This is a genomic window from Variovorax nivicola (assembly GCF_051216475.1).
In the GTDB taxonomy this organism is placed as follows: domain Bacteria; phylum Pseudomonadota; class Gammaproteobacteria; order Burkholderiales; family Burkholderiaceae_C; genus Variovorax.
The window spans coordinates 95,087-117,167 of the sequence record NZ_JBPJZK010000013.1 but is presented as its reverse complement, the minus strand read 5'-3'; the positions used below and the strand labels follow the sequence as shown (position 1 = coordinate 117,167).

At 69.4% G+C, this 22,081-nt stretch carries 22 protein-coding genes and 2 riboswitches; of the genes, 11 read left to right on the top strand and 11 right to left on the bottom strand.

The genetic code is table 11. From position 1 onward, the window contains the following. On the bottom strand, positions 1-150 hold a 150-nt coding region (locus ACSFBF_RS32675; RefSeq protein ID WP_435474344.1), incomplete at its 3' end, for an NAD-dependent epimerase/dehydratase family protein. 116 nt (positions 151-266) lie between these two features. After that, positions 267-367: riboswitch (glycine riboswitch) on the top strand. A gap of 3 nt (positions 368-370) precedes the next feature. Further along, positions 371-490, top strand: a riboswitch (glycine riboswitch). Between the two features lie 92 nt (positions 491-582). Between ACSFBF_RS32675 and ACSFBF_RS32670 the strand changes: the two genes are divergently transcribed. Next, positions 583-1,884, top strand: a complete 1,302-nt coding sequence (locus ACSFBF_RS32670; protein WP_435474339.1) for a D-amino acid dehydrogenase — start codon at positions 583-585, stop codon at positions 1,882-1,884. A gap of 6 nt (positions 1,885-1,890) precedes the next feature. On the opposite strand, the gene ACSFBF_RS32665 is transcribed toward ACSFBF_RS32670, so the two are convergent. The 3 genes from ACSFBF_RS32665 to ACSFBF_RS32655 form a co-directional block, all read right to left on the bottom strand. After that, complete coding sequence (locus tag ACSFBF_RS32665) at positions 1,891-3,171, bottom strand: FIST signal transduction protein (protein ID WP_093079433.1); 1,281 nt, start codon at positions 3,169-3,171, stop codon at positions 1,891-1,893. Between the two features lie 45 nt (positions 3,172-3,216). After that, complete coding sequence (locus ACSFBF_RS32660; protein WP_435474337.1) at positions 3,217-3,972, bottom strand: PhaM family polyhydroxyalkanoate granule multifunctional regulatory protein; 756 nt, start codon at positions 3,970-3,972, stop codon at positions 3,217-3,219. A gap of 104 nt (positions 3,973-4,076) precedes the next feature. Continuing rightward, positions 4,077-5,522: an aminotransferase-like domain-containing protein gene (locus tag ACSFBF_RS32655; RefSeq protein ID WP_435474335.1), complete on the bottom strand. Its 1,446-nt coding sequence runs from the start codon at positions 5,520-5,522 to the stop codon at positions 4,077-4,079. A 113-nt stretch (positions 5,523-5,635) separates the two neighbouring features. Between ACSFBF_RS32655 and ACSFBF_RS32650 the strand changes: the two genes are divergently transcribed. Genes ACSFBF_RS32650 through ACSFBF_RS32605 form a run of 10 tightly spaced genes read left to right on the top strand, consistent with a single transcriptional unit; the run spans position 5,636 to position 13,915 of the window. Next, a complete protein-coding gene (locus ACSFBF_RS32650) occupies positions 5,636-6,235 on the top strand; it encodes a LysE family translocator (RefSeq protein ID WP_435474333.1) in 600 nt (199 codons plus the stop codon). An 8-nt stretch (positions 6,236-6,243) separates the two neighbouring features. Further along, a complete protein-coding gene (locus tag ACSFBF_RS32645; RefSeq protein WP_435474331.1) occupies positions 6,244-7,182 on the top strand; it encodes a DMT family transporter in 939 nt (312 codons plus the stop codon). Between the two features lie 60 nt (positions 7,183-7,242). Further along, positions 7,243-8,445, top strand: a complete 1,203-nt coding sequence (locus tag ACSFBF_RS32640) for an aminotransferase-like domain-containing protein (RefSeq protein WP_435474329.1) — start codon at positions 7,243-7,245, stop codon at positions 8,443-8,445. Positions 8,446-8,467: 22 nt separating this feature from the next. Then, positions 8,468-9,106 (top strand): LysE family translocator, encoded by a 639-nt coding sequence (locus ACSFBF_RS32635; protein ID WP_435474327.1) that lies wholly within the window; start codon positions 8,468-8,470, stop codon positions 9,104-9,106. Between the two features lie 12 nt (positions 9,107-9,118). Continuing rightward, positions 9,119-9,964, top strand: coding sequence for a PhzF family phenazine biosynthesis protein (locus ACSFBF_RS32630; RefSeq protein ID WP_435474325.1), 846 nt, complete (start codon positions 9,119-9,121; stop codon positions 9,962-9,964). 49 nt (positions 9,965-10,013) lie between these two features. Further along, a complete protein-coding gene (locus tag ACSFBF_RS32625; protein ID WP_435474323.1) occupies positions 10,014-10,655 on the top strand; it encodes a glutathione S-transferase in 642 nt (213 codons plus the stop codon). A 5-nt stretch (positions 10,656-10,660) separates the two neighbouring features. Then, positions 10,661-11,584 (top strand): PhzF family phenazine biosynthesis protein, encoded by a 924-nt coding sequence (locus ACSFBF_RS32620; protein WP_435474321.1) that lies wholly within the window; start codon positions 10,661-10,663, stop codon positions 11,582-11,584. 17 nt (positions 11,585-11,601) lie between these two features. Next, entirely contained in the window at positions 11,602-12,294 is a 693-nt protein-coding gene (locus tag ACSFBF_RS32615) for a VOC family protein (protein WP_435474319.1), read from the top strand. A 7-nt stretch (positions 12,295-12,301) separates the two neighbouring features. Continuing rightward, positions 12,302-12,934 (top strand): LysE family translocator, encoded by a 633-nt coding sequence (locus ACSFBF_RS32610; protein WP_097200245.1) that lies wholly within the window; start codon positions 12,302-12,304, stop codon positions 12,932-12,934. Positions 12,935-12,943: 9 nt separating this feature from the next. Next, positions 12,944-13,915 (top strand): threonine dehydratase, encoded by a 972-nt coding sequence (locus tag ACSFBF_RS32605; protein ID WP_435474317.1) that lies wholly within the window; start codon positions 12,944-12,946, stop codon positions 13,913-13,915. Between the two features lie 11 nt (positions 13,916-13,926). On the opposite strand, the gene ACSFBF_RS32600 is transcribed toward ACSFBF_RS32605, so the two are convergent. The 7 genes from ACSFBF_RS32600 to ACSFBF_RS32570 all read right to left on the bottom strand — a co-directional run bounded on the left by ACSFBF_RS32600 (position 13,927) and on the right by ACSFBF_RS32570 (position 22,023). Then, the gene (locus ACSFBF_RS32600; protein ID WP_435474315.1) at positions 13,927-15,543 is read right to left on the bottom strand and encodes a phospholipase D family protein; all 1,617 of its coding nucleotides are present in this window, start codon (positions 15,541-15,543) and stop codon (positions 13,927-13,929) included. 31 nt (positions 15,544-15,574) lie between these two features. Beyond that, positions 15,575-17,803, bottom strand: coding sequence for a molybdopterin cofactor-binding domain-containing protein (locus tag ACSFBF_RS32595; protein ID WP_435474313.1), 2,229 nt, complete (start codon positions 17,801-17,803; stop codon positions 15,575-15,577). Positions 17,804-17,817: 14 nt separating this feature from the next. Beyond that, entirely contained in the window at positions 17,818-18,804 is a 987-nt protein-coding gene (locus ACSFBF_RS32590) for an FAD binding domain-containing protein (RefSeq protein WP_435474311.1), read from the bottom strand. After that, positions 18,801-19,463 (bottom strand): aldehyde dehydrogenase iron-sulfur subunit PaoA, encoded by a 663-nt coding sequence (gene paoA, locus ACSFBF_RS32585; protein ID WP_435474309.1) that lies wholly within the window; start codon positions 19,461-19,463, stop codon positions 18,801-18,803. The genes ACSFBF_RS32590 and paoA overlap by 4 nt, the downstream gene beginning before the upstream one ends. Positions 19,464-19,488: 25 nt before the next feature. Continuing rightward, a complete protein-coding gene (locus ACSFBF_RS32580) occupies positions 19,489-19,836 on the bottom strand; it encodes a DUF4148 domain-containing protein (RefSeq protein WP_435474308.1) in 348 nt (115 codons plus the stop codon). A gap of 112 nt (positions 19,837-19,948) precedes the next feature. Continuing rightward, positions 19,949-21,355 (bottom strand): sensor histidine kinase, encoded by a 1,407-nt coding sequence (locus ACSFBF_RS32575; RefSeq protein ID WP_435474306.1) that lies wholly within the window; start codon positions 21,353-21,355, stop codon positions 19,949-19,951. Positions 21,356-21,363: 8 nt separating this feature from the next. Next, the gene (locus ACSFBF_RS32570) at positions 21,364-22,023 is read right to left on the bottom strand and encodes a response regulator (protein WP_093057238.1); all 660 of its coding nucleotides are present in this window, start codon (positions 22,021-22,023) and stop codon (positions 21,364-21,366) included. Between the last annotated feature and the right edge of the window lie 58 nt (positions 22,024-22,081).

The following is a 22,081-nucleotide window of genomic DNA, read 5'->3' as shown; positions in this document are numbered from 1 at the left end:
CCTCGGGTTGTTCTTGAGCGACGCGAGTGTCTCGAGATTGCCTGCGTAGGTCAGCTTGTCGAGGTTCACGACCGGCTCGTCGCCGTTCGCTAGCCAGTCGAGTACGAAATTGGCGCCGATGAAGCCGGCGCCGCCAGTAACCAGGATCATGAAGTCCCCTGCTGATATTTGGAACGATCGCCTTGCGGCAAATCAACAGGCGATTATCCCATTCGGCCAGAGGAGAGAAATCAAAGGTTGGTGCCCGCGCAAGCCCCGCCTACAATCGCCCCACTGCAGGAGAGCGGGCCACCCCGGTGGCCCTACCGAAGGCGCAAACTCCCATAAACGCTCAGGTCGGTCCGAACAAGGGGCCTGTACTGCACCAACTGAAACGCCGTCTGGAGAGCCATCACACTGCCCAACGTGGTCGTCGTGATGCACCGAAGGAGCAAACCCTCTGCGGGCGCAGCGGGTGAATCTCTCAGGTACCGAGGACAGGGGGAGCGGCAACTTGGACTACGGTCGTCCGGTTGCTTTGCTATTCATTCAATAGCACACCACGTCCGCCGTTCAAGCGCTGCAACCTCAAAGGTACTTGAAATGCGCGTGATCGTTCTTGGCGCCGGCCTGCTCGGCGTGACCTCGGCTTACTACCTCCAGCAACTCGGCCACGAAGTGACCGTGATCGACCGGCAGGCCACCCCGGCCGCCGAAACCAGTTTCGCCAATGGCGGGCAGATCTCGGTCAGCCACGCCGAACCCTGGGCCAACCCCAGCGCACCGCTCAAGGTGCTGCAATGGCTGGGCAAGGAAGATGCCCCGCTGCTCTTCCGCATCCGCGCCGACATGCGCCAGTGGCTCTGGGGCCTTCAGTTCCTGCGCGAATGCACGCCGGCGCGCACCCGCCACAACATCGAGCAGATCGTGCGTCTCGGAACATACAGCCGCTCGATGTTGCAACAGTTGCGCCGCGACACCGGCCTGAACTACGACCAGCGCACGCAAGGCATCCTGCATTTCTACACGACGCAAAAAGAGTTCGACGGCGCCCTCGCGCCCGCCGAGCAGATGCGCGCCCTGGGCTGCGAGCGCCAGGTCATCTCGGCCGATGAAGCCGTGAAGATCGAGCCCGCCCTCGCCCACATCCGTTCGAAGCTGGCCGGCGCCACCTACACGGCCGAGGACGAGTCCGGCGACGCCAACCGCTTCGCGCGCGAACTGGTGGGCCTGGCCACCGCGGCAGGAGTCAAGTTCCTGATGAGCCACACCGTGACCGCCCTGCGCGAAGCCGGCGGCAGCATCGACCACGTCGAAGCCACCGACAGCGAAGGCCGCTTCCAGCGCATCCGCGGCGACGCCTTCGTGCTGGCGATGGGCTCGCTGAGCCCGCTGTACGCCGCGCCGCTGGGCATCCGCCTGCCGATCTACCCGGCCAAGGGTTACTCGGTGACGCTGCCCGTCAAGGACGCATCGAAGGCTCACCAGGTCTCGCTGACCGACGACGAATTCAAGCTCGTGTTCTCGCGCTACACCTCGGAGTCGGGCGATCGCCTGCGCATCGCCGGCACGGCCGAGCTCAACGGCTACGACCGCGACCTGAACCGCGTGCGCTGCGAAGCCATCGTGCGCCGCGTCGAAGAACTGTTCCCCGGCGCCGGCGACACCACGCAGGCCCAGTTCTGGACCGGCCTGCGACCCGCCACGCCGAGCAACGTACCGCTGATTGGCAAGACCAAGCTGCCGAACCTGTTCCTCAACACGGGCCACGGCACGCTCGGCTGGACGCACGCCTGCGGCTCGGGCAAGTCGATCGCGCGCATCGTTAGCGGGCTGGCGCCCGAGGTCGATTTCGCCTTTACGGGAATGCCGGCGCCCGCGCCGCGAGCGCTTCAACCGGCCTGATCGGGTTCAGTCGTTAGCGGTAAACACCGTCAGCACCCCGGTATAGCCATACAGGTGATGCCGGGCGATCTCGCCCGCTGCGAAGAAGCCCACCAGCGGCACATCGCCCAGCGCATGCCGCACGATCTGCAGCTCCGCCCCCGGCGCGCCGAAATGCGGCCCGCCGCGCCCCGAGCAGCTCACGTACACCGCCCCCGCGATGCGCCGCGCCGGATGCGGCGCCGCCTCGGCCTCGCCCGCCGCCACGGCGCGCGCGGTGGCCAGCGTCTGCTCTTCGGGCTCCAGCTCCTCGCGGATTTCCGCGCAGATGCGCATCAGGTCGGCCCGCGCGGCCTGCGCGTTGCGGCGGCAGAAGGTCAGCCGCATGCCGGCTTCGGCCACGTCGGCAATGGCGATGCCGCGTCGCGTGGGGTCCAGCCCGATGATGTGGCGCACCAGCACGTCGGCGCCCAGGTCGCCGGTGCGGCGGATGCCGTCGCTGCCCGCATCGGCCAGGCCGACCAGCGTGTTGCGCACGGCGTCGATGGCCTCCTGCGGCCGTTCGAGCGACACCTGCAGATCGGCCAGCAGCACGTCGAGTGCCGGCTCGCCGTCGAGCTTCAGCAGCAGATTGCCGTCGGCCTCGGTGATCTCGCGCTCGCGCACGGCCCCCGAGCGCAGCGGCTGGCAGCCCTGCGTGACGCGCGACACCAGCCGCACGCCTTCGCCGAACACCACGCCCGACAGGCCGCCCGAAAACACCCCGCCCGCCGCGCCATGCCCGCGGATGTTGCCGTTGCCACCAACGGCAAACTGCAGCGCGCTGCCGCGCCCCGAAGACAGCCCGCCGAACAGATAACCGGTGTCGGTGCGCCCCGCCATCTCGGCGATCAGCTCGGCCAGGTCGGGCGTTGCCGGGTCGGCGTGCACCAGTGCCGTGTGCGCCTCGAAGCCGCTCATTTCGGAATTGCCCAGCGGCGCCACGCCCGAGAACACGCGGTACTGGTCGCTCGGCAACGCGCAAAGCATCAGGCTCATGCCGGGCTCGTCGAAATACTCGGCGTTGTTGGCCGACACGCCGATGCCGACGGTGCCCGACCAGTCGGTCACTTCAGGCAGCTCGGCGCTCAGGTGGTCGAGGATGTCCTGCGCCTCGCTCGCATAGTGGTCGGTGATGTAGAGCAGCCCCAGTGTCGGCGACGAGGCGTAGTCGGGCAGGGCCATCTGTGCGCGCAACTGGGCCAGCACGAGGCCGGCCGCCATGCGCCATTGCGGATGGGTGGCATGACCGGAGGGAAACAACTTCATGATGCGTGCCAACCCGTTCTCTTCAACAAATGGATGTGTATGACGTCAACGCCGGGCGGAGGTTCGCTTGCGGGCGGCAGTCGACGCCTTCTTTTTGGCAGCCGGCGCTGCAGCCTTCTTGGCCGGAGCAGGCTTGCGGGCGGCCGTTGCCGGCTTGCGCAGGACCGAGCCGACCGCATCGGCCAGCGGCTGGGCCATGGCCGGCACCTTCAGCTGGGCCGCGTCCTGCAGCGCCGAACTGGCGATCTGCTGGAACTGTTCGGTGAGCGAGCCCCACCACTGCATGGGATCGACCACGCCGGCGCCATCGGCCGCCGCGGCCTTCGCCTTGGCCGAAGCCGGCCTGCTGCGCGACTTCGTCGGTGCCGGAGCTTCCTCTTCGGGCACCTCGTCCTCTTCCTCAAATTCCTCGACCTCTTCGGGCTCGGGCTCCGGAGCTGCCGCAGCGGGTGCAGGCTTCATGGCAGCCGCCTGCTTGGTGAACGCGCTGGCGATGTCTTCCATCCGCACGTTCATGCCGCGCAGCGTCGACAGCGTCATCTTCTGCACTTCGAGCGCCTGGATCGTGGCCTTGAGGGCATGGCCGTTCTGTTCGAGCCAGTACTGCACCGTCTTGAGCTCCTGGATGCGCTTGTCGACTTCTTCCACGCTCAGCGTGGGCGCCACCCAGCTCGCGAGGCTCGGAATCCCCGGCACCGAACCGGCGCCAGCACCCGATGCGGCGCCACCGGCGAGGTTCTTCAGAAAGTCGAATCCGGGGACGAACTGGCTGAAGTCGAAGGGCTTGCTGGCGTTGCTCATGCGGGTGGTCTCCTGGGTGGGTTTTCTTGTGTTCCCAGCTTACTCCAAGCCTCCGGCCTTTTAACCCGGTTTTGGCCCGGCCCGCGCCAGGCTTTTACCTGCCGTCAGAGCTCGCTTCGGACCTTGCTGAACACCTTCCAGAAAGTGGCGTCCTGCGACGTGGCGAAGTTGATCCGCATCATCGTGCTCGGCGGCCGGCGCGCGTGGAACAGCGAGCCCGGCGCCAGCAGATAGCCCTGGTCGAGCATGCGCTGCGTGAGCGCGTCGGTGTCGACGCCCGTGTCGACCCAGCCGAACAGCCCCGCCGGCTCCGAGGCGAAGGTGCAGCCGTGCGACATCGCCAGCTTCACGGCCCGCCCCCGCGCCCCGTCGAGCCGGATGCGCACGCGCTCCGAGTGCCGGCGCAGCTGCCCCTGGTCGATGCACCACGACAACGCCCGCTCGAACAGCGTGGGTGAGGTCAGCGTGGCCAGCAGCTTGGTTTCGAGCAGCCGCTCCTTCAGCGCTGGGGGCGCGGCCAGGAAGCCGATGCGCCAGTTGGGCGCCAGGATCTTGGCGAAGCCGCTCACGTAGATGGTGCGCTGCAACCCGTCGAGCGCGCTGAGCCGCGTGGCGTGCTCGGGCGCGAGGTGGCTGTAGGTGTCGTCCTCGACGATGTGGAAGTCGTATTCGTTGGCCAGCTTCAGCACGCGGTGCGCGCTGCCCGGCGTGAGGCTGTAGCCGGTCGGGTTGTGCAGCACGCTCACGCTGACGAAGAGCTTGGGTTGGTGCAGCGCGCAGTATTGCGCCATCACCTCCAGGTCGGGCCCGTCGGCGCGCCGCGGCACCGGCAGGATGCGCATGCCCAGCGCCTCCAGCCGTGCGAACTCCAGCGCCCAGCCCGGCTCCTCGACCATCACCGGGTCGCCCGCGCGCAGCAGCGTGCGGCTCACGATGTCCAGCGCGTGGGTGGCGCCGATGGTGGTCACGATCTGGTCGGGCGAGGCCGGCACGTTAATGCCCACCAGCTTCTGCGAGAGGCTGCGCCGCAGGCTCATGTCGCCGGCCGGTTCTCCGTACTGGAGCGACAGCTCCTGCAGGGCGGCTGTACTGGTCATGCGCCGCACGGCTGTGGGCATGAAGGTCGACGACATCCAGTCCGGCGGGAACACGCCCATGCCCGGCTGCGGCTTGTCGCTCGGGCGGTGGAACATGCTGCGTATCAGCGAGCTGGCGTCGGCCGGAATGCGCGAGGCCATCATCTGCACCGCCATCGCCGCCGGCATGCCGCTCGCGCCACCGGCGTCCGCGCCGTGATTCGGACGGCCGTCCTGTACCGGCGCGGAATCCCGCACGTAGAAGCCGCGCTGCCGGCGGGCTTCGATCAGCCCCTGCGCCAGCAACTGGTCGTACGCGGCAACGACGGTGTACGGGCTCACGCCCTGCTGCCGCGCGCATTCGCGCACCGAGGGCAGGCGGGCGCCGGGCGGCAGCAGGCGGGTGCGGATGCGCTCGGCCAGGCGGTCGGCCAATTGCCCCGTCAGCGACTGTGTGGAGGTGCGTGTCAGCATGCGTTTTTCAGGCTGTAGCGACTTCTGTGTCGAAGGAGTGACCAATACAGATTGCCCGATTGTTCGACCAACTGTACTGGAACTGTAATGGTCTCAAGTTTAGAGTGTGTGTCATGAACTGGCAAGAATTCACCGCGCTGCTGGTGCTGGCCACGGCGATGAGCTTCTCGCCCGGTCCCAACACCACGCTCTCCACCGCCCTGGCGGCCAACGGCGGCCTGCCGCGCGCCATGCGCTTCGTGGTCGCGGTGCCCGTCGGCTGGACCCTGCTGCTGGCGCTGTGCGCCGCCGGCATCGGCGCGCTGGTGGTGGCAATGCCTTCGCTGCGCCTGGCCATCAAGGCGCTGGGCATCGGCTACCTGCTGTGGCTCGCTTACAAGCTCAGCGGCAGCGCCACGCTCGGCAAGGCCGACGGCGCCAAGCTGTCGGTCGGCTTCGGCCAGGGCGTGATGCTGCAGTTCGTGAACATCAAGGCCTGGCTGCTGGCGCTCACGCTGGTGGCCGGCTGGATCGCCGGGCAGCCCGATGCGCTGCGCCGCTTCGCCATCGTGGCACCGGTGATGCTGACCTATGCCTTCGTCAGCAACTTCGCCTACGCATTGGTCGGCGCGCTGCTGCGCGATTGGCTGGCCAAGGGTTCGCGGCTGCTGTGGTTCAACCGCGCGATGGGCCTGGTACTGGTGCTGACAGCCTGGTGGATGGTGAGCGTATGAAGCTCGCCATGAAAGACGAAACGCTGGGCATGTGGCTCGGCGTTGTCGGCGTGGCCATGTTCGCCGTCACGCTGCCGATGACGCGCCTGGCCACCGGCACGCAAGACGCACCGCAGCTGTCGCCGTGGTTCGTCACGCTCGGGCGCGCGGCGCTGGCAGGCGTGCTGTCGGCCATCTTCCTGCTGGTAACGCGTTCGCCGCGGCCTGCTGCGCACCAGTGGAAGCCGCTGGCCTTCGCGGTGCTGGGCAATGCCATCGGCTTTCCGCTGTTGCTGGCCTATGCGCTGCGCGTGGTCACGGCCAGCCATGCGGCGGTGGTGACTGCCCTGCTGCCGCTGGTCACGGCCGCCGTCGCGGCCTTGGTGCTGCACCAGCGAGCGCGGCTCGGCTTCTGGCTCTGCGCCGTCGCGGGCAGCCTGCTGGTGGTGGCGTTTTCGGTGCTGCGCGCGAGCCAGAGCGGGCACGGTTTCGGCTTCGAGTGGGCCGATCTGCTGCTGGTCGGCGCGGTCATCGCCGCCTCCATCGGCTACATCTACGGCGCGCAGGTCACGCCGTCGCTTGGCGCCGAGCGCGTGATCTGCTGGGTCTGCGTGATGGCGCTGCCCTTCACGCTGCCGGCCGCGCTGGCACTGTGGCCGCAGCAGCCCGTCGCCACGTCGGCTTGGCTGGGCTTCGTCTACGTCGGCACGTTCTCGATGTGGATCGGCTTCTTCGCCTGGTATCGCGGCCTGGCCCTGGGCGGTGCGCTGCGCGTGAGCCAGACGCAGCTGCTGCAGCCCTTTCTCTCGATCCTCGCGTCGATCCCGCTGCTGGGCGAGCCGCTCGACATGGTCACGCTGGGCTTTGCCGTCGCGGTGGTGGCCACGGTGGTCATCAGCAAGCGCCTCTCGCAGCCGCAAGACAACAAGGCCCGCGTCGTATACCGTGGCGACATCCAGCCGGATTGAGCGCCGCTGCGCCTGCCCGCATTATTCGAATCTCACCTCACCGCCTGAAAGAAGAAAGCCATGAACTGGAAACTCGCCGCCCGCGCCGCCAAGATGAATCCCTCGGTGCTGCGTGAAATCCTCAAGGTCACCGAGCGCCCCGGCATCATCAGCCTGGCCGGCGGCCTGCCCTCGCCCAAGACCTTCCCGATCCAGGCCTTTGCCGACGCCTGCGCCGAAGTGCTGCACAACGACGGCCAGGCCGCCTTGCAGTACGCCGCCAGCGAAGGCTACGCGCCGCTGCGCCAGGCCGTGGCCGACATGCTGCCGTGGGACGTCGATGCCTCGCAGGTGCTCATCACCACCGGCTCGCAGCAGGGCCTCGACCTCGTGGCCAAGGTGCTGATCGATCCGGGCAGCAAGGTGCTGGTCGAAACGCCCACCTACCTCGGCGCGCTGCAGGCCTTCGGCCCGATGGAGCCGCATCCCGTGGGCGTGGCCAGCGACGACGACGGCGTGATCGTCGAAGACCTCGTGGCCAAGGCCAAGGACGCACGCTTCGTCTACCTGCTGCCCAACTTCCAGAACCCCACCGGCCGCACCATGACCGAAGAGCGCCGCGCCGCCGTGTCGGCCGCCGCCGCTGCCGCCAACCTGCCCATCGTCGAGGACAACCCCTACGGCGAGCTCTGGTTCGACGAAGCCCCGCCGCTGCCGCTGGCCGCGCGCAACCCCGAAGGCGTGATCTACCTGGGCTCGTTCTCGAAGGTGCTGGCCCCCGGCCTGCGCCTGGGCTTCCTGGTGGCGCCCAAGTCCATCTACCCGAAGCTGCTGCAGGCCAAGCAGGCGGTCGACCTGCACACGCCGATCTTCACGCAGCGCATGGTTTCGGCCGTGATGAAGGACAAGTTCCTCGACCGCCACGTGCCCACCATCCGCGCCCTCTACAAGCGCCAGCGCGACGCGATGATCGCCGCGCTCACGCGCGAGATGGCCGGCCTGGACGTGAAGTTCAACGCCCCCAAGGGCGGCATGTTCCTGTGGGCGCGCCTGCCCGAGGGCATCGACACCGTGACGCTGCTGCCCAAGGCGGTGGAGCGCAACGTGGCCTTCGTGCCCGGCGCGCCGTTCTATGCGGGCGAAGGCGATCCGCGCACGCTGCGCCTGTCGTTCGTGACGGCCAGCGAGGACGAGATCGACACCGCCATCGCCGCGCTGGCGCAGACGCTGCGCGAAGAACTGGTGCTGCTCGGCGACAAGAAGCTGGCCGCCGCGCAGGTCTGAAAGCACAACAAGGAGCCTTCCCGTGATCGGCCTCGCAACGCTGTCGCTCTTCCTGCTCGCGGTTCTGGCGCTGTTCCTGTCGCCCGGCCCGAACATGGCTTTCGTGCTCTCGCACGGCGTGGCCCATGGCCCGCGCGGCGGTTTTGCGGCGGCCATCGGTATCTCGGCGGCAGACCTCGTGCACACGCTGTTCGCAGCCACCGGCGTCACCGCGCTGGTGGCTGCGTGGCCGCCCTCGTTCGACGTGCTGCGCTATGCGGGCGCGCTGTACCTGGTGTGGCTGGCGGTGCAGGCGCTGCGAAGCGGTGACGGCCTTCGCATCGGCGCGCAGGCGCAGCCCGCCGGCTTCGGCCGCATCGTGCGCATGGCGCTGCTGAACAACCTCGTCAATCCGAAGGCGCTGCTGTTCTTCATGGTGTTCCTGCCGCAGTTCGTCGACCCCTCGCGCGGCAGCGTGCCGCTGCAGCTGGTGCAGCTCGGCGTGGTGCTGTCGATGGCCGCGCTGGCCTTCAACACGCTGCTGGGCGCATGCAGCGGCCAGGTCGGCCGCTGGCTGCACGACCGTCCCGGTGCGGCGCGGTTCCAGAGCGGTCTGCTGGCCGCCGTGATGCTGGGGCTGGCCGTGCGCCTGCTCTTCCTCGATCGTCCTTCACCTCGCTGAAGAGGGTTTTCCATGAACGTTCTGAAGATCGCGGCCTTCTCGGATGGCGAGGCGGGCGGCAACCCCGCCGGCGTCGTCATCGCCGATGCGCTGCCGCCCGCGGCGCAGATGCAGCGCATTGCCGCGGAAGTCGGCTTTTCGGAAACCGCGTTCGCCGCTCCCGCCGCTCCCACTGGTGCTGGCGGCTGGCGCGTGCGCTACTTTGCACCGCAGTCCGAAGTGCCCTTCTGCGGCCACGCGACGATCGCGCTGGGTGCCGCACTGGCAATGCAGCAAGGCGACGGCGTATTCCCACTGACGCTCAACAATGCGCAGATCACCGTGGAAGGCCGGCGCAACGGCAGCCTGGTCGAGGCGGCGCTGCAGTCGCCGCCCACGCGCAGCGCCGCTGCATCGCCCGAACTGCTGTCCGAAGCCCTCGCCCTGTTCGGCTATTCACGGCAAGACCTGGACCCGCGCATTCCGCCGGCCATCGCCCATGCGGGTGCCGACCATCTGGTGCTGGCCCTGGCAAGCCGAGCAGCGCTGTCGGCGATGCACTACGAGCTGGAAGCCGGCCGTACGCTGATGGCCTACGCCGGGCTCACGACCATCGTGCTGGTCTTCGCCGAGACCGCGCAGCGGCTGCACACGCGCAACCCTTTCGCGTCCGGCGGCGTGTACGAAGACCCCGCCACCGGCGCCGCCACGGCCGCGCTGGCCGGCTACCTGCGCGACATCGACTGGCCGCACGGCGGCGCCATCGACGTGGTGCAGGGCGAAGACATGGGCATGCTGTCGCGCCTGCATGCCGACATTTCACCCGCGCCGGGCAGCTCGATCCGCGTGTCGGGCACCGCGCGCATCATGCGGGCCTGAGCCTGCGGGCCCGAGTCGCCGAAGAACCAAGCAAAGAAAGAACCAAACCATGCTCAACATCTGGGGCCGCATCAGTTCGATCAACGTCCGCAAGGTGGTGTGGTGCGCGCAGGAGCTCGGGCTCGACTTCCAGCGCACCGAGGCCGGCGGCAAGTTCGGCGTGGTGCAGACGCCCGAATACCTCGCGCTCAACCCGAATGCGATGGTGCCCACCATCGACGACGGCGAAGGCGCCGAGCGCGTGACGCTCTGGGAGTCGAACGTGATCGTGCGCTACCTCTGCGCCAAGCATTCGCACGGCAACTTCTACCCGAGCGAGCTGCCCGCACGCTTCGACGCCGAGCGCTGGATGGACTGGCAGCAGACCACGCTCAACCGCACGAGCCGCGACGCCTTCATCCAGTGGGTGCGCACACCGCCGTCGGAGCGCCAGAGCGTGCTGATCGACGCATCGGTGCGTGCCAGCGAAGCGCAGTTCGCGATGCTCGATGCGCACCTCGCACGCCAGCCGTACATGGCCGGCCAGCGCTTCACCATGGCCGACATTCCCGTCGGCTGCGAGACGCACCGCTGGTTCAACCTGCCGGCTGCCGAATACCGCAGGCCGAACTGGCCGAACGTCGAGCGCTGGTATTCAGAGTTGCTTTCCCGCCCGGGCACGCGCGGCGTGCTCGACCTTCCCCTCGAATGAATCCGATGAAATCCCGCCCCTTCAAGCAAGTCGACGTCTTCACCGCCACCGCCTACTACGGCAACCCGCTCGCGGTGGTGATCGATGGCCAGGACCTCGACGACGCCGCCATGCAGCGCTTTGCGCAGTGGACCAACCTGTCCGAGACCACCTTCCTGCTGCCGCCCACCGATCCGGCCGCCGACTACCGCGTGCGCATCTTCACGCCCGGCGGCGAGCTGCCCTTTGCCGGCCACCCGACCATTGGCAGCTGCCATGCGTGGCTGCAGGCCGGCGGCAAGCCCAAGGCCGCGGGCCTGGTCGTGCAGCAGTGCGGCGCCGGGCTGGTGCCGCTGCGGCGCGAGGGCAGCCGCCTGGCCTTCGCCGCACCGCCGCTCAAACGCAGCGCCCCGAGCCCCGCCCTGCTGGCCAAGGTGGCCGGCGCGCTGGGCCTGAAGGCGCAGCAGGTCATCGCGGCGCAGGTACTCGACAACGGGCCGGTCTGGTTCGGCCTGCTGGTGAACGATGCCGACGCCGTGCTGGCGCTGCAGCCCGACCACCGCGCCCTGAAGGAGCTGGGCGTGAAGGCCGGCGTGGCGGGCGTGCCCGCGGCGCACGACACCTCGCTGCTCATCGGCCGCTCGAACCGCGAGGCACGCGCCTTCGGCAACCGGCCCGCGACCCCGAACGAAGACGGCGCGAAGATCGACCTCGAAGTGCGCGCCTTCGCCGAGCCCATCGGCGTGCAGGAAGACCCGGTCACCGGCAGCCTCAACGCGAGCCTGGCCGAGTGGCTGATCGCCGACGGCCACATGCCCGAGCGCTACCTTGCCGCGCAGGGCCAGTGCCTGGGCCGCGCAGGCCGCGTCTACATCGAGCGCGATGCCGAAGGAAAGATCTGGGTCGGCGGCGATGCCGTGACCTGCGTCGACGGCAGCGTCACGCTCTGAACGCAGCAGCACCCGCCATGCACGCGCAGCTCGACCATCTCGTGATTGCCGCCGCCTCGCTTGCCGAGGGCGTGGCCTGGTGCGAAGCAACGCTCGGCGTCACGCCGGCCCCGGGCGGCTCGCATCCGCTGATGGGCACGCACAACCGCCTGCTGAACATCGCGAGCGACGCTTTTCCGGCGGCCTACGCGGAAATCATCGCGATAGAGCCGGGCAAGCAGCCATCGCGCCCCAAGACGCACCGTTGGTTCGACCTCGACGACGCCGCGCTGCAGGCCGGGCTCGCACAGCATGGCCCGAAGCTGATTCATTTCGTCGCCCGCGTGCCCGACGCGAATGCGGCAACGCGCGCGCTCGCGCATGAAGAGCATGCGCACATCGATCGCGGCCAGTTGCTCGAAGCCTCGCGCGACACGCCCGCCGGCCGGCTCGAATGGCAGATCACCGTGCGCGACGACGGCCAGCGGCTGTTCTACGGCGCGCTGCCCACGCTGATCCAATGGGGCCCCGTGCATCCCACCGACGCCATGCCGAAATCGGGCCTCGCCATGCGCGCGCTGCGCGCCGTACACCCGCGCGCGCCCACGCTGGTTGCCGCCCTGTCGGCCATCGGCATGACCGGCATGGAGGTCGATGCCGGCCCGCCCAACCTCATCGCCGTGCTCGACACGCCGCGCGGCCCCGTCACCCTCGAATCGCAAGGACTCTGACCCGATCATGCTGAGCCTCACCGAAATCGCCTGGTTCGCCCTCGCCTCGCTGCTGCTGGCGCTCACACCGGGGCCGAACATGATCTATTGCGTCTCGCGCACGCTGGTGCAGGGCCGCCGCGCCGGGCTCATTTCGCTGGGCGGTGTGCTGCTGGCGTTCCTGGCGCACCTGTTCGCCGCGGCGCTCGGGCTCACCGCGCTGCTGCTGGCCGTGCCGCTGGCCTTCGACGCGATCCGCATCGCCGGTGCGGCTTACCTGCTGTGGCTCGCGTGGCAGGCGGTCAGGCCCGGGGGCAATGCGCCCTTCGAGGCGCGCGCACTGCCGGCCGATCCGCCGGGCAAGCTGTTCCGCATGGGCTTTCTCACGAACCTGCTGAACCCGAAGGTGGCGATGTTCTATCTCTCGTTCTTTCCGCAGTTCATTCACCCAGAGCGCGGCTCGGTGCTGTTGCAGAGCATGCAGCTGGGCATCGCGCAGATGGCGACCAGCGCCGTGGTCAACACGGTGATGATCGTCGGCGCCGCCAGCATCACGGCCGTGCTGTCGCAAAGCGCGGGTTGGCTGCGCGCGCAGCGCTATGTGATGGGCAGCGTGCTGGCCGCGCTGGCCGTTCGCGTGGCACTCACCGAACGCAAGTAAGGAAATCCCGTGAACTTCACCCGCGAAGAAATCGAAGCCGCGCAGCGCACCGTGCATGCGGCCATGCCGCCCACGCCGCAGCACGCCTGGCCGCTACTGTCGCAGCGCCTGGGCGCCACCGTGTGGGCCAAGCACGAGAACCACACGCCGGCCGGCGCATTCAAGATCCGCGGCGGCCTGACCTACTTCGAAACCCTGAAGCGCGAACAGCCCGAAGTGCGCCACGCCATCAGCGCCACGCGCGGCAACCACGGCCAGTCGGTCGGCTTCGCCACGCGGCGCCATGGGCTGGCCGCAACCATCGTGGTGCCGCACGGCAATTCGACCGAGAAGAACGCCGCGATGCGCGCGCTCGGCGTCACGCTGGTCGAGCATGGCGACGACTTCCAGGCGGCTTCCGAACACGCCGCCGTGCTGGCCGAGCGCGACGGCCTGCACCGCGTGCCCTCGTTCCACCGCGAGCTGGTGCGCGGCGTGTCGACTGCCTACGTGGAGTTCTTCAGCGCGTTGAAAGACACGCCGCCCGACGTGCTGTTCGTGCCCATCGGCCTGGGCTCCGGCTTTGCCGCCGCGGCGGCGGCACGCGCGCATTGCGGCGTGTCGACCAAGCTCATCGGCGTGGTGTCGGCGCATGCCACGGCGTACCGCGATTCCTTCCGCGCCGGCAAGCCCGTCGAGTCGCCCGTCACCACGCGGCTGGCCGACGGCATGGCCTGCCGCGTACCGGTGCCCGAATCGGTCGAAGTGATCCTGCGCGAAGCCGACGACGTCATCACCGTCACCGACGACGAGATCGCCGAGGCCATGCGCATCCTGTTCAGCGACACGCACAACGTTGCCGAGGGTGCCGGTGCAGCCGCACTGGCAGCCGCGCTCCAGCAGCAGGAACGCTGGCGCGGCAAGACGGTGGGTGTGTGCGTGAGCGGGGGCAATGTCGATACCGGCATGTTCGCCGGCGTGCTCGGGCGCAACGCGTCCTAGCACCCTCTTCCCTACAGCATCGACTCGGGAATCACCAGCGACTGCAGATAGAGCTTCGCGCGCGTCGCCAGGTCCGCGCCTGGCTCCTCGTCGGTCACCTTCACCGGCTGGTCGCCGTCCACGCGCCACCATTCCAGCTCGCTGTCGCTGCCCGGCTTGAGCCGCACCTGGAAGGCCGAGTGCTGCATGAGTTCGCCGAAGAAGGCGCGCGCCTCCTCGGCCAGCGCGGGGCAGTCGATGCGCAGGCCGAACTCGGTGTTCAGCGCGTCCGAGCGCGGGTCCATGTTGACCGAGCCCAGGAAGAGGGTCTTCCGGTCGATCACGAGCGCCTTGGTGTGCAGCCGCACCTGCGTGCCTGCTCCGATGCTGCCGACGAACAGCGCCCGGCCCGCATTCGGGTGGATCTCGTAGATCTGCATGCCGTCGCCCAGCAGCCGGGCACGGTAGCGGCGATAGCCGGTGTGCACCACCGGCTCGTCGGTGGCGGCCAGCGAGTTGGTGATGAGCGTCTGGCGGATGCCCCGCGCCGCGTTGCGGCGCATGCCTTCGAGCGCCGCCGGGCCGGGCACGAAGTACGGCGACGAGGTGATGATCTCGGACTGCGCCTGCTGCGCCGCCTCGCCCAGCAGGCGGCGGCTGGTGTCGATGAGCGCGCCGCTGGGCAGGCGCTGAGTCTCCGCCTGGCCCCAGGCCTTGGCCGGTGAATCGGCGAAGGCCTGCGCGCGGCCGAACGCGAGCTTCACATGGCCCGCCTGCAGTTCGTCGCCGAGGGTGACGCGGCCCAAGGGGTCGACAGTGCGAAACGGCACCGGTTCGGGCGTGTCGGCCCCGTCCACCCGCGCGTCGAAGCTCCGGCGCGCGGCTTCGATGTCGCCCGACGGGTGCAGCACCGAAGCCGCGGTGCGCACCTGCGGCGCGTTCCAGTACTCGTCGAAGATGCTCGCCATCTGCGGCAGCACCGCGCCCGCCACCAGCACGTCGTAGTCGAAGAAGTTGTCGTCGGTGTCGCGCATGAAATAGACGTCGCCCAGATTGCGCCCGCCGGCCACGGCCAGCACGCCGTCCGCCACGAACAGCTTGTTGTGCATGCGGCGGTTGACGCGGTCGAAGTCGAACAGGGCGAAGCCGAAGCGGGTGACCATGCCGCCGCGCGTGGGAAAGGGATTGAAGATGCGCACTTCCACGTTCGGATAGGCGCCCAGGCCCTGGAGCAGCGGCCCGATGTCTTCCGTGTAGAGGTCGTCCACCAGCAGCCGCACGCGCACGCCGCGCTGGGCCGCGTTGCGCAGCTCCCGCAGCACCAGCCGGCCGGTCGCGTCGTCGTGCAGGTGGTAGTACTGCAGGTCGAGCGAGCGTTGCGCGCCGCGCAGCAGCACGAGGCGCGTGTCCATGCTGGCAAGGCCCAGCATCAGGCGGAAGCCGCTGGCCCCGGGCTCGGCGCCCTCCATCGACGCGGTGGCGATCCGGTCGAGCGGCGTGGCGGGGCCCTGCACGGGCAGCGAGGTACTGGCGGTGCGCGGCCCTTCGTCGGGGAGCGTCGCGCATCCGGCGAGCGACAGGGCGATGCAGGCCGCAGCGGCCAGCAGGAGCTTGCGCATCAGCGCGGCGAAGGAGGCAGTGGCAGGCATGGCGAAGGGCGGTGCATGGCAACGCCGCCATTCAAGCACGCAACGGCAGCCCGGGCAGCAGCTTGTCGAGCGTGATCGGGTAGTTCCGCACGCGCACGCCGGTGGCGTTGTAGATCGCGTTCGCCACCGCCGCGGCCGAGCCGCAGGTGCCGAGCTCGCCGATGCCCTTCGACTTGATCGGGCTCGCGAGATCGTCGGCGTCCTGCAGGTACACGGCGTCGATGTCCGGAATGTCGGCATGCACTGGCACCAGGTACTCGGCCATGTCGTGGTTCACGAAGTAGCCGTGGTGCACATCGACCACCGCTTCTTCCGTGAGCGCCGCGCCCACGCCGAACACCATGCCGCCGATGGCCTGGCTGCGCGCGGTCTTCATGTTGAGGATGCGGCCCGCCGCGAACACGCCGAGCATGCGGCGCACGCGCGTCTCGCCGGTGTCGATGTCCACGCCCACCTCGCAGAAGTGGGCGCCGAACGCGGCCTGCGCATAGCGGCGGTGCAGGTCGCCGGGCTCGACGGTGCCGACCACACTGAGGCCTTCCGCGCCGGCCAGCTCGCCGAGCTCGTGCGAGCGCCGCCCGAAGGCGATGCGGCCGCGTTCGAAGCGCGCCTTCTGCGCGTCGAAGCCGGCACGCTCGGCGAGCAGGCGGCACAGTTGCTGGCAGCCGTCGAAGACCGAGGCGCCGGCGCTCGACGCGCCTATCGAGGCAATCGAGCCCGCGCCCATGGGAAACGCGGTGTCGCCCAATCGCACACCTATGCGGTCCATCGGAATGCCCGTCATCTCGGCCGCGATCTGCGCCAGCACGGTGTAGGTGCCGGTGCCGATGTCGGTCATCGAGGTCTCGATCAGCAGCCGGCCCTGCGCATCGAGGCTCAGCTTCGCGCTCGACGGCCGCACCGAGTGGTGGTGAATGGCGCTGGCCACGCCCATGCCGACCAGCCAGCGGCCGTCGCGCACCCGCCCCGGCACGGGGTTTCTCTTCGCCCAGCCGAAACGCTGCGCGCCTTCTCGCAGGCACTCGACCAGCTTGCGCCCCGAGTAAGGGCGCGAAGGTCCGCGTTCAGGGTCGTGCTGGCTGTCGTTGAGGATGCGCAGTTGCACCGGGTCGATGCGCAGCTTCTCGGCAAGCTCGTCGAGCGCCACCTCGAAGGCCATCTGGCCGCTGGCGGTGGCCGGCGCGCGCATGGCCGCGGCCTCGGGCAGGTCGAGCGCCGCCAGGCGGTGCGCCGTCATGCGGTTGGGGGCGGCATAGAGCAGGCGCGTCTGGCGCGATGCGCCCTCGTAGTAGTTGCGGCCCGGCAGGTTGCTGGTCCAGGTCTCGTGGCCGATGGCGGTGAGCCGGCCGTCGGGCGTGGCGCCGAGCCGCACGCGTTGGATGGTCGCTGCGCGGCGCGTCGTGTGGTTGAGCAGTTGCTCGCGCGCCAGCGCCGTCTTCACCGGCCGCCGCAGTTCGCGCGCCGCGAAGGCCGATAGCACCGCGTCCGCATGCGTGCGCAGCTTGGAGCCGAAGCCGCCGCCGACGAAGGCCGAGACCACGCGCACCTGCGCGACCGGCACGTCCAGCATGGCAGCCACGTCGCCTGCGGCCCAGTTCGGCATCTGGTGCGAGGTGTAGAGCGTGAGCCGGTCGCCGTCCCAGCGCGCGGTAGTGGCCTGCGGTTCCATCATCGCGGGATGCTGGTCGGGCGTGGTGTAGGTCGCATCGAGCGTGACGGGCGCGGCGTCGAAGGCGCCCTGGAAGTCGCCCACCGCCGTATCGGCCGCGCTCTCGCTGCCGGCGCTGGGGTCTTCGCCGGGCTTGGGGGCGCTCGCCTTCGCGGCCGCGAGATCGAAGCGGCCTGCGCTGCGCTCGTAGTCGATGCGGATCATGAACGCGGCCGCACGCGCCTGCTCGAAGGTCTGCGCCACCACGAAGGCCACCGCCTGGCCGTGCTGCTGCACCTCAGGCCCCGAAAGCTGCGAGACCACGTTGGCACGCCCCTTCGGCACCATGCGCGGAACGTTGGCGTAGGTGTAGACCAGCAGCACGCCCGGCGCGCGCTGCGCCTCGGCGGTGTCGATGCGCGTGATGCGGCCCTTGGCGATGCCGGCGAGCACCACCCAGCCGTAGACGGCGTCGGGCACTTCGTCGTGGCACTCGTAGCTGTAGTGGGCGCGGCCGCTGACCTTGAGCGGCCCGTCGATGCGGTCCAGCGGGCGGCCAAGCACGCGTTCGCGGTCCAAGGCACTCGGCCCGGCGGCTTCGGTGAATTGCATGGTGCCAGCTCCCTTCAGGTGGTTTCGATCGCCTGCGCCAACGTGGCGTGCAGGGTGCGGCGCAGCAGCGGAATCTTGAAATCGTTGTGCCCGTGGCCGCGCGCATCGGCCAGCAGCAGGTCGGCGACGGCATCGCGCGCCCGCGCGCCACCGTCGGTGCCGATCAGCCGCCGTTCGGCTTCCTCGTTGCGCCACGGCTTCGCGGCCAGGCCGCCGAAGGCCAGGCGCGCGCCGGTCACCGTGCGGCCCTCGCACACCACCACGGCCGCGACGGAGACCAGCGCGAAGGCGTAGGAAGCGCGGTCGCGCACCTTGCGGTAGAGCTGCACGCCGCCGAGCGGCGCTGGCAGGGTCACGCCGGTGATCAGCTCGTCCGGCGCCAGCGCGGTCTCGACCTCGGGCGTGCTGCCGGGCAGGCGATGCAGTTCGGCGATGGGAATGCGGCGCGTGGCACCGCTGGCTGACACGGTCTCCACCTGCGCGTCGAGCGCGCGCAGCGCCACCGCCATGTCGGACGAATGCACCGAGATGCACTGCGCGCTCGCGCCGAGGATCGCGTGGATGCGGTTGAAGCCTTCCATGGCCGCGCAGCCGCTGCCCGGCGTGCGCTTGTTGCAGGGCTTGGTCGTGTCGTAGAAGTAGAAGCAGCGCGTGCGCTGCAGCAAGTTGCCCGCGGTGGTCGCCTTGTTGCGCAGCTGCGCGCTGGCGCCGGACAGCAACGCGCGCGACAGCAGCGGATGGCCGCGACGCACGCGCGGGTCGGCGGCGAGGTCGCTGTTGCGCACCAGCGCGCCAATCTTCAGCCCGCCGTCGGGCATGGCCTCGATGCGATCGAGCCCCAGGCGGTTGACGTCGATCAGGTGCGTGGGCTGCTCGATGTCGAGCTTCATCAGGTCCAGCAGGTTGGTGCCGCCCGCTATGAAGCGCGCGCCCGGGTGCTGCTGCATTGCCAGCGCCGCGGCGGCCGGCGTGGCGGCGCGCTCGAAGGTGAAGGCTCTCATGTCCGTGCTCCCGCCACCTCGCGGATGGCCGCGATGATGTTCGGATAGCCCGCACAGCGACAGATGTTGCCGCTCATGCGCTCGCGCATTTCCTCGTCGCTGAAGACCGGGCGCGCCACGAGATCCCGCGTGACATGGCTCGGCATGCCGCCGCGCATCTCGCCGAGCATGCCGACCGCCGAACAGATCTGGCCCGGCGTGCAGTAGCCGCACTGGTAGCCGTCGTGCTTGACGAAGGCGGCCTGCATCGGGTGCAGCTTCTTCGGCTCGCCCAGGCCCTCGATGGTCGTCACCTCGTCGCCCTCGTGCAGCACCGCCAGCGTGAGGCAGCTGTTGATGCGCCGCCCATTGACCAGCACCGTGCAGGCGCCGCACTGGCCGTGGTCGCAGCCCTTCTTGGAACCCGTGAGGTGCAGCTGCTCGCGCAGCAGGTCGAGCAGCGTGACCCTCGGATCGATGGACAGGGTATGCAGTTGGCCGTTGATGCGCAGCGCGACATCGGCCAGCGGCAAGGCCGCGGCGTCGGTCGTCGCAGGCGCTGGCGCTGGTGCCTGCTGTGCCTGGCCCGCATGCGGCAGCGTGGCGGTGGCCACGCCGGCCGCGCTCGTGATCAGCACGGTGCGGCGGGTGTAGCCGTCTTTTTGTTGTTCGGCTTCCATCGTGGGTTCCTTGCGCGCCTGGGCGTCAGAAGCGGCTGGCCGGTGCCTCGCCGATCGCGGAGCGCACCGGCGGCATCGTGGAGATGACGACGCTGTTGACGCGCGAGCCGCTGGTCACGTTCTGGTCGGGCGCATGGGCCGTCGTCACCGCGACCTGGCGCATGGCCTCGCGCGAGATGGTGGAGGTGAAGGGATCGGGCCCGCGCGAGCCGCGCGTCACGTTCTGGTCGGGGGCGTGGGCCGTGGCAACGGCCTGGGTCGCCACGTCGTCGCGCGCGAGCAGGCCGGCGCCCTGGTGCACGCCGTCGTAGCTTTCTGCATGGGCCGCACCGGCCAGGGTAAGGATGGCCAGGAGGCCGAGGGTCTTTCGCATGTGAACTCCTTTTGAAGACTGGGTTGGCGCCTTGCGGCGCGACCGCTTTCGCGGCTGGAGTCACTGTAGGAAGCCCGCTTTATGCGACCTTTAAGCGAGAGTTACCTGAGCGTTAAGCCGCGCGGCCCACCCCGTGATCGCGCAGGTGATCGCGCAGGTGGACGCGCGCCTGCAGCCCCGCAGGCCGGCCCTGTGCGTCATGGCGGTTGGCCAGCACGATGCGCAGGCCGTTGCGCAGCGCGGCCATGCGCGCGATGGCAAGGCCCAGGCCGCTGCCTTCGGTCGAGTTGCCCGGCACCCGGAAGAAGCGGTCGAAGGCGCGCTCGATCAGCTCGGGCGGAATGCCCGGCCCGTTGTCCAGCACATCGACCACCGGCCGCCCCTCCACCTCGTGCAGCCGCACGTCGACCACACCGCCCTCGGGCGAATGGCGCAGCGCGTTGTCGATCAGGTTGTCGAAGACGCTGCGCAGCTCGGCCGGGGGCGCGGTCACCGTCGCGGAGGTCTCGCCCTCGAAGCCGATGTCGATACGGCGGCGGTCGGCCACGACCATCAGCTGGGCCACGCTGTCGCGCAACACCGAGGCCACGTCGAGCGACACCGGCGCCTCGGGCTCGGTGCTGCTTTCCTGGCGCGACAAGCGCAGCAGCTGTTCGATCAGGTGCTGGGCGCGCGTCACGCCGCCCTTGAGGTGCACGTAGTGCTCGGCGACGGCCTCGGTGGGCACTTCGGCGCGCATGTTGTCCAGCTGCAGGCCGATGGCGGCAATGGGCGTGCGCAGTTCGTGCGCAGCGTCCTGCACGAATCGGCGCTGCGCGGCAAAGGCCTGGCGCAGCCGCCCGAGCAGGCTGTTGAAGGCTTCCACCAGCGGCGCGATCTCGTCGGGCACGCGCGACACCGACAGCTCCGAGAGGCTGCGCTCGTCCTGCGCCGCGACGTCGAGCGCCACGCTGCGCAGCTTGCGCGACGATGTCCACACCACCAGCCACAGCACGGCCAGCGACATGGGCAGCAGCAGCGCGATGGATGCCGTCGAAGACAGCGCGCGCTTGGCCACCAGCCGGCGCACGAAGCCGCCGTTCTGGATCACCTGCACCTGGAAGCGGCCCGGGTCGGCCACTGGCGCGGTGGAGTACACGCGCCACATGCCGTCGTCGCCGGAGGCCGTGCGCACGGTGCTCAGCCCCTCCGACGGCTGGCGGGCCATGGCCAGCGCGGGCCACGAGCTGGCCAGCAGCTCGCCCCGCCCGTTCCAGATCTGGATCACGAAGGCGCCGCGGTCGAAGATGCTGCGTTCGTCGGCCGGCCTGAGCTCGGGCACGATCACGTTGCCGGCGTAGGAGTCGGCCAGCATCTGCATCTGGTCGTCCTTGAAGGTGACGATGAGCCTGTCGTAGCTGACGTAGGTGAACCACGCGACGCCGGCCGCCGCGAGAAGATGCACCACCACCAGCCACATCAGCAGCTTGTTGCGCAGCGAACTCGGCGAGTACCAGGGCCGGCCCGGCGCGGCGGTCATTGGAGAACTCATGAATCCACCACGCGCCAGCCCAGGCCTCGCACGTTGCGGATGGTGTCGGCGCCGAGCTTGCGCCGCATGTTGTGGATGATCACGTCGACCGCGTTGCTCATCACCTCCTCGCCCCATCCGTAGATGCGGTTCTCCAGCTGCTCGCGCGACAGGATGGCACCGGGGCGCTCGAGCATGGCGTGCATCAGCGCGAACTCGCGGGCCGAGAGCGTTTCGCGCGTGCCCTGGTAGAGCACCTCGCGCGTGGTGAGGTCGAGCTGCACCTTGCCGCTGCCGATGATGGAGTTGGAGGCGCCATGGCGGCGCCGCACCACCGCGCGCATGCGCGCCAGCAGTTCGGGCAGCTCGAAGGGCTTGAGCAGGTAGTCGTCGGCGCCGAGGTCGAGCCCCTCCACGCGCTGGCCGAGGCCGTCGCGCGCGGTGAGGATCAGGATCGGCGTGTCGTTCTTGAGGCCGCGCGCGTGGCGCAGCACCTCGATGCCGTCCATTCCGGGCAGGCCCAGGTCCAGCAGCACGCAGGTGTAGTCGCCGTCGGCCAGTGCGCTGCGCGCGAGCAGGCCGTCGCGCACCCAGTCCACCGCCCAGCCCGATCGCTCGAGGCCGCGCAGCAGGCTCTTCCCGATCATTTCGTCGTCTTCGACAAGTAACACGCGCACGCCGTCTCCCATTGTTTGGTTGATGCGCCGCGAAGTTAGCGCAGAACCGTTAGGTCAA

Bases quoted from the DNA above. Each gene is read 5' to 3' on its own strand.
- ACSFBF_RS32630 (WP_435474325.1), top strand. From the start codon at position 9,119: ATGAACGTTCTGAAGATCGCGGCCTTCTCGGATGGCGAGGCGGGCGGC.
- ACSFBF_RS32640 (WP_435474329.1), top strand. From the start codon at position 7,243: ATGAACTGGAAACTCGCCGCCCGCGCCGCCAAGATGAATCCCTCGGTG.
- ACSFBF_RS32670 (WP_435474339.1), top strand. From the start codon at position 583: ATGCGCGTGATCGTTCTTGGCGCCGGCCTGCTCGGCGTGACCTCGGCT.
- ACSFBF_RS32615 (WP_435474319.1), top strand. From the start codon at position 11,602: ATGCACGCGCAGCTCGACCATCTCGTGATTGCCGCCGCCTCGCTTGCC.
- ACSFBF_RS32580 (WP_435474308.1), bottom strand. From the start codon at position 19,836: ATGCGAAAGACCCTCGGCCTCCTGGCCATCCTTACCCTGGCCGGTGCG.
- ACSFBF_RS32575 (WP_435474306.1), bottom strand. From the start codon at position 21,355: ATGACCGCCGCGCCGGGCCGGCCCTGGTACTCGCCGAGTTCGCTGCGC.
- ACSFBF_RS32655 (WP_435474335.1), bottom strand. From the start codon at position 5,522: ATGCTGACACGCACCTCCACACAGTCGCTGACGGGGCAATTGGCCGAC.
- paoA (WP_435474309.1), bottom strand. From the start codon at position 19,463: ATGGAAGCCGAACAACAAAAAGACGGCTACACCCGCCGCACCGTGCTG.
- ACSFBF_RS32660 (WP_435474337.1), bottom strand. From the start codon at position 3,972: ATGAGCAACGCCAGCAAGCCCTTCGACTTCAGCCAGTTCGTCCCCGGA.
- ACSFBF_RS32625 (WP_435474323.1), top strand. From the start codon at position 10,014: ATGCTCAACATCTGGGGCCGCATCAGTTCGATCAACGTCCGCAAGGTG.
- ACSFBF_RS32600 (WP_435474315.1), bottom strand. From the start codon at position 15,543: ATGCCTGCCACTGCCTCCTTCGCCGCGCTGATGCGCAAGCTCCTGCTG.
- ACSFBF_RS32620 (WP_435474321.1), top strand. From the start codon at position 10,661: ATGAAATCCCGCCCCTTCAAGCAAGTCGACGTCTTCACCGCCACCGCC.
- ACSFBF_RS32595 (WP_435474313.1), bottom strand. From the start codon at position 17,803: ATGCAATTCACCGAAGCCGCCGGGCCGAGTGCCTTGGACCGCGAACGC.
- ACSFBF_RS32665 (WP_093079433.1), bottom strand. From the start codon at position 3,171: ATGAAGTTGTTTCCCTCCGGTCATGCCACCCATCCGCAATGGCGCATG.
- ACSFBF_RS32650 (WP_435474333.1), top strand. From the start codon at position 5,636: ATGAACTGGCAAGAATTCACCGCGCTGCTGGTGCTGGCCACGGCGATG.
- ACSFBF_RS32610 (WP_097200245.1), top strand. From the start codon at position 12,302: ATGCTGAGCCTCACCGAAATCGCCTGGTTCGCCCTCGCCTCGCTGCTG.
- ACSFBF_RS32645 (WP_435474331.1), top strand. From the start codon at position 6,244: ATGAAAGACGAAACGCTGGGCATGTGGCTCGGCGTTGTCGGCGTGGCC.
- ACSFBF_RS32590 (WP_435474311.1), bottom strand. From the start codon at position 18,804: ATGAGAGCCTTCACCTTCGAGCGCGCCGCCACGCCGGCCGCCGCGGCG.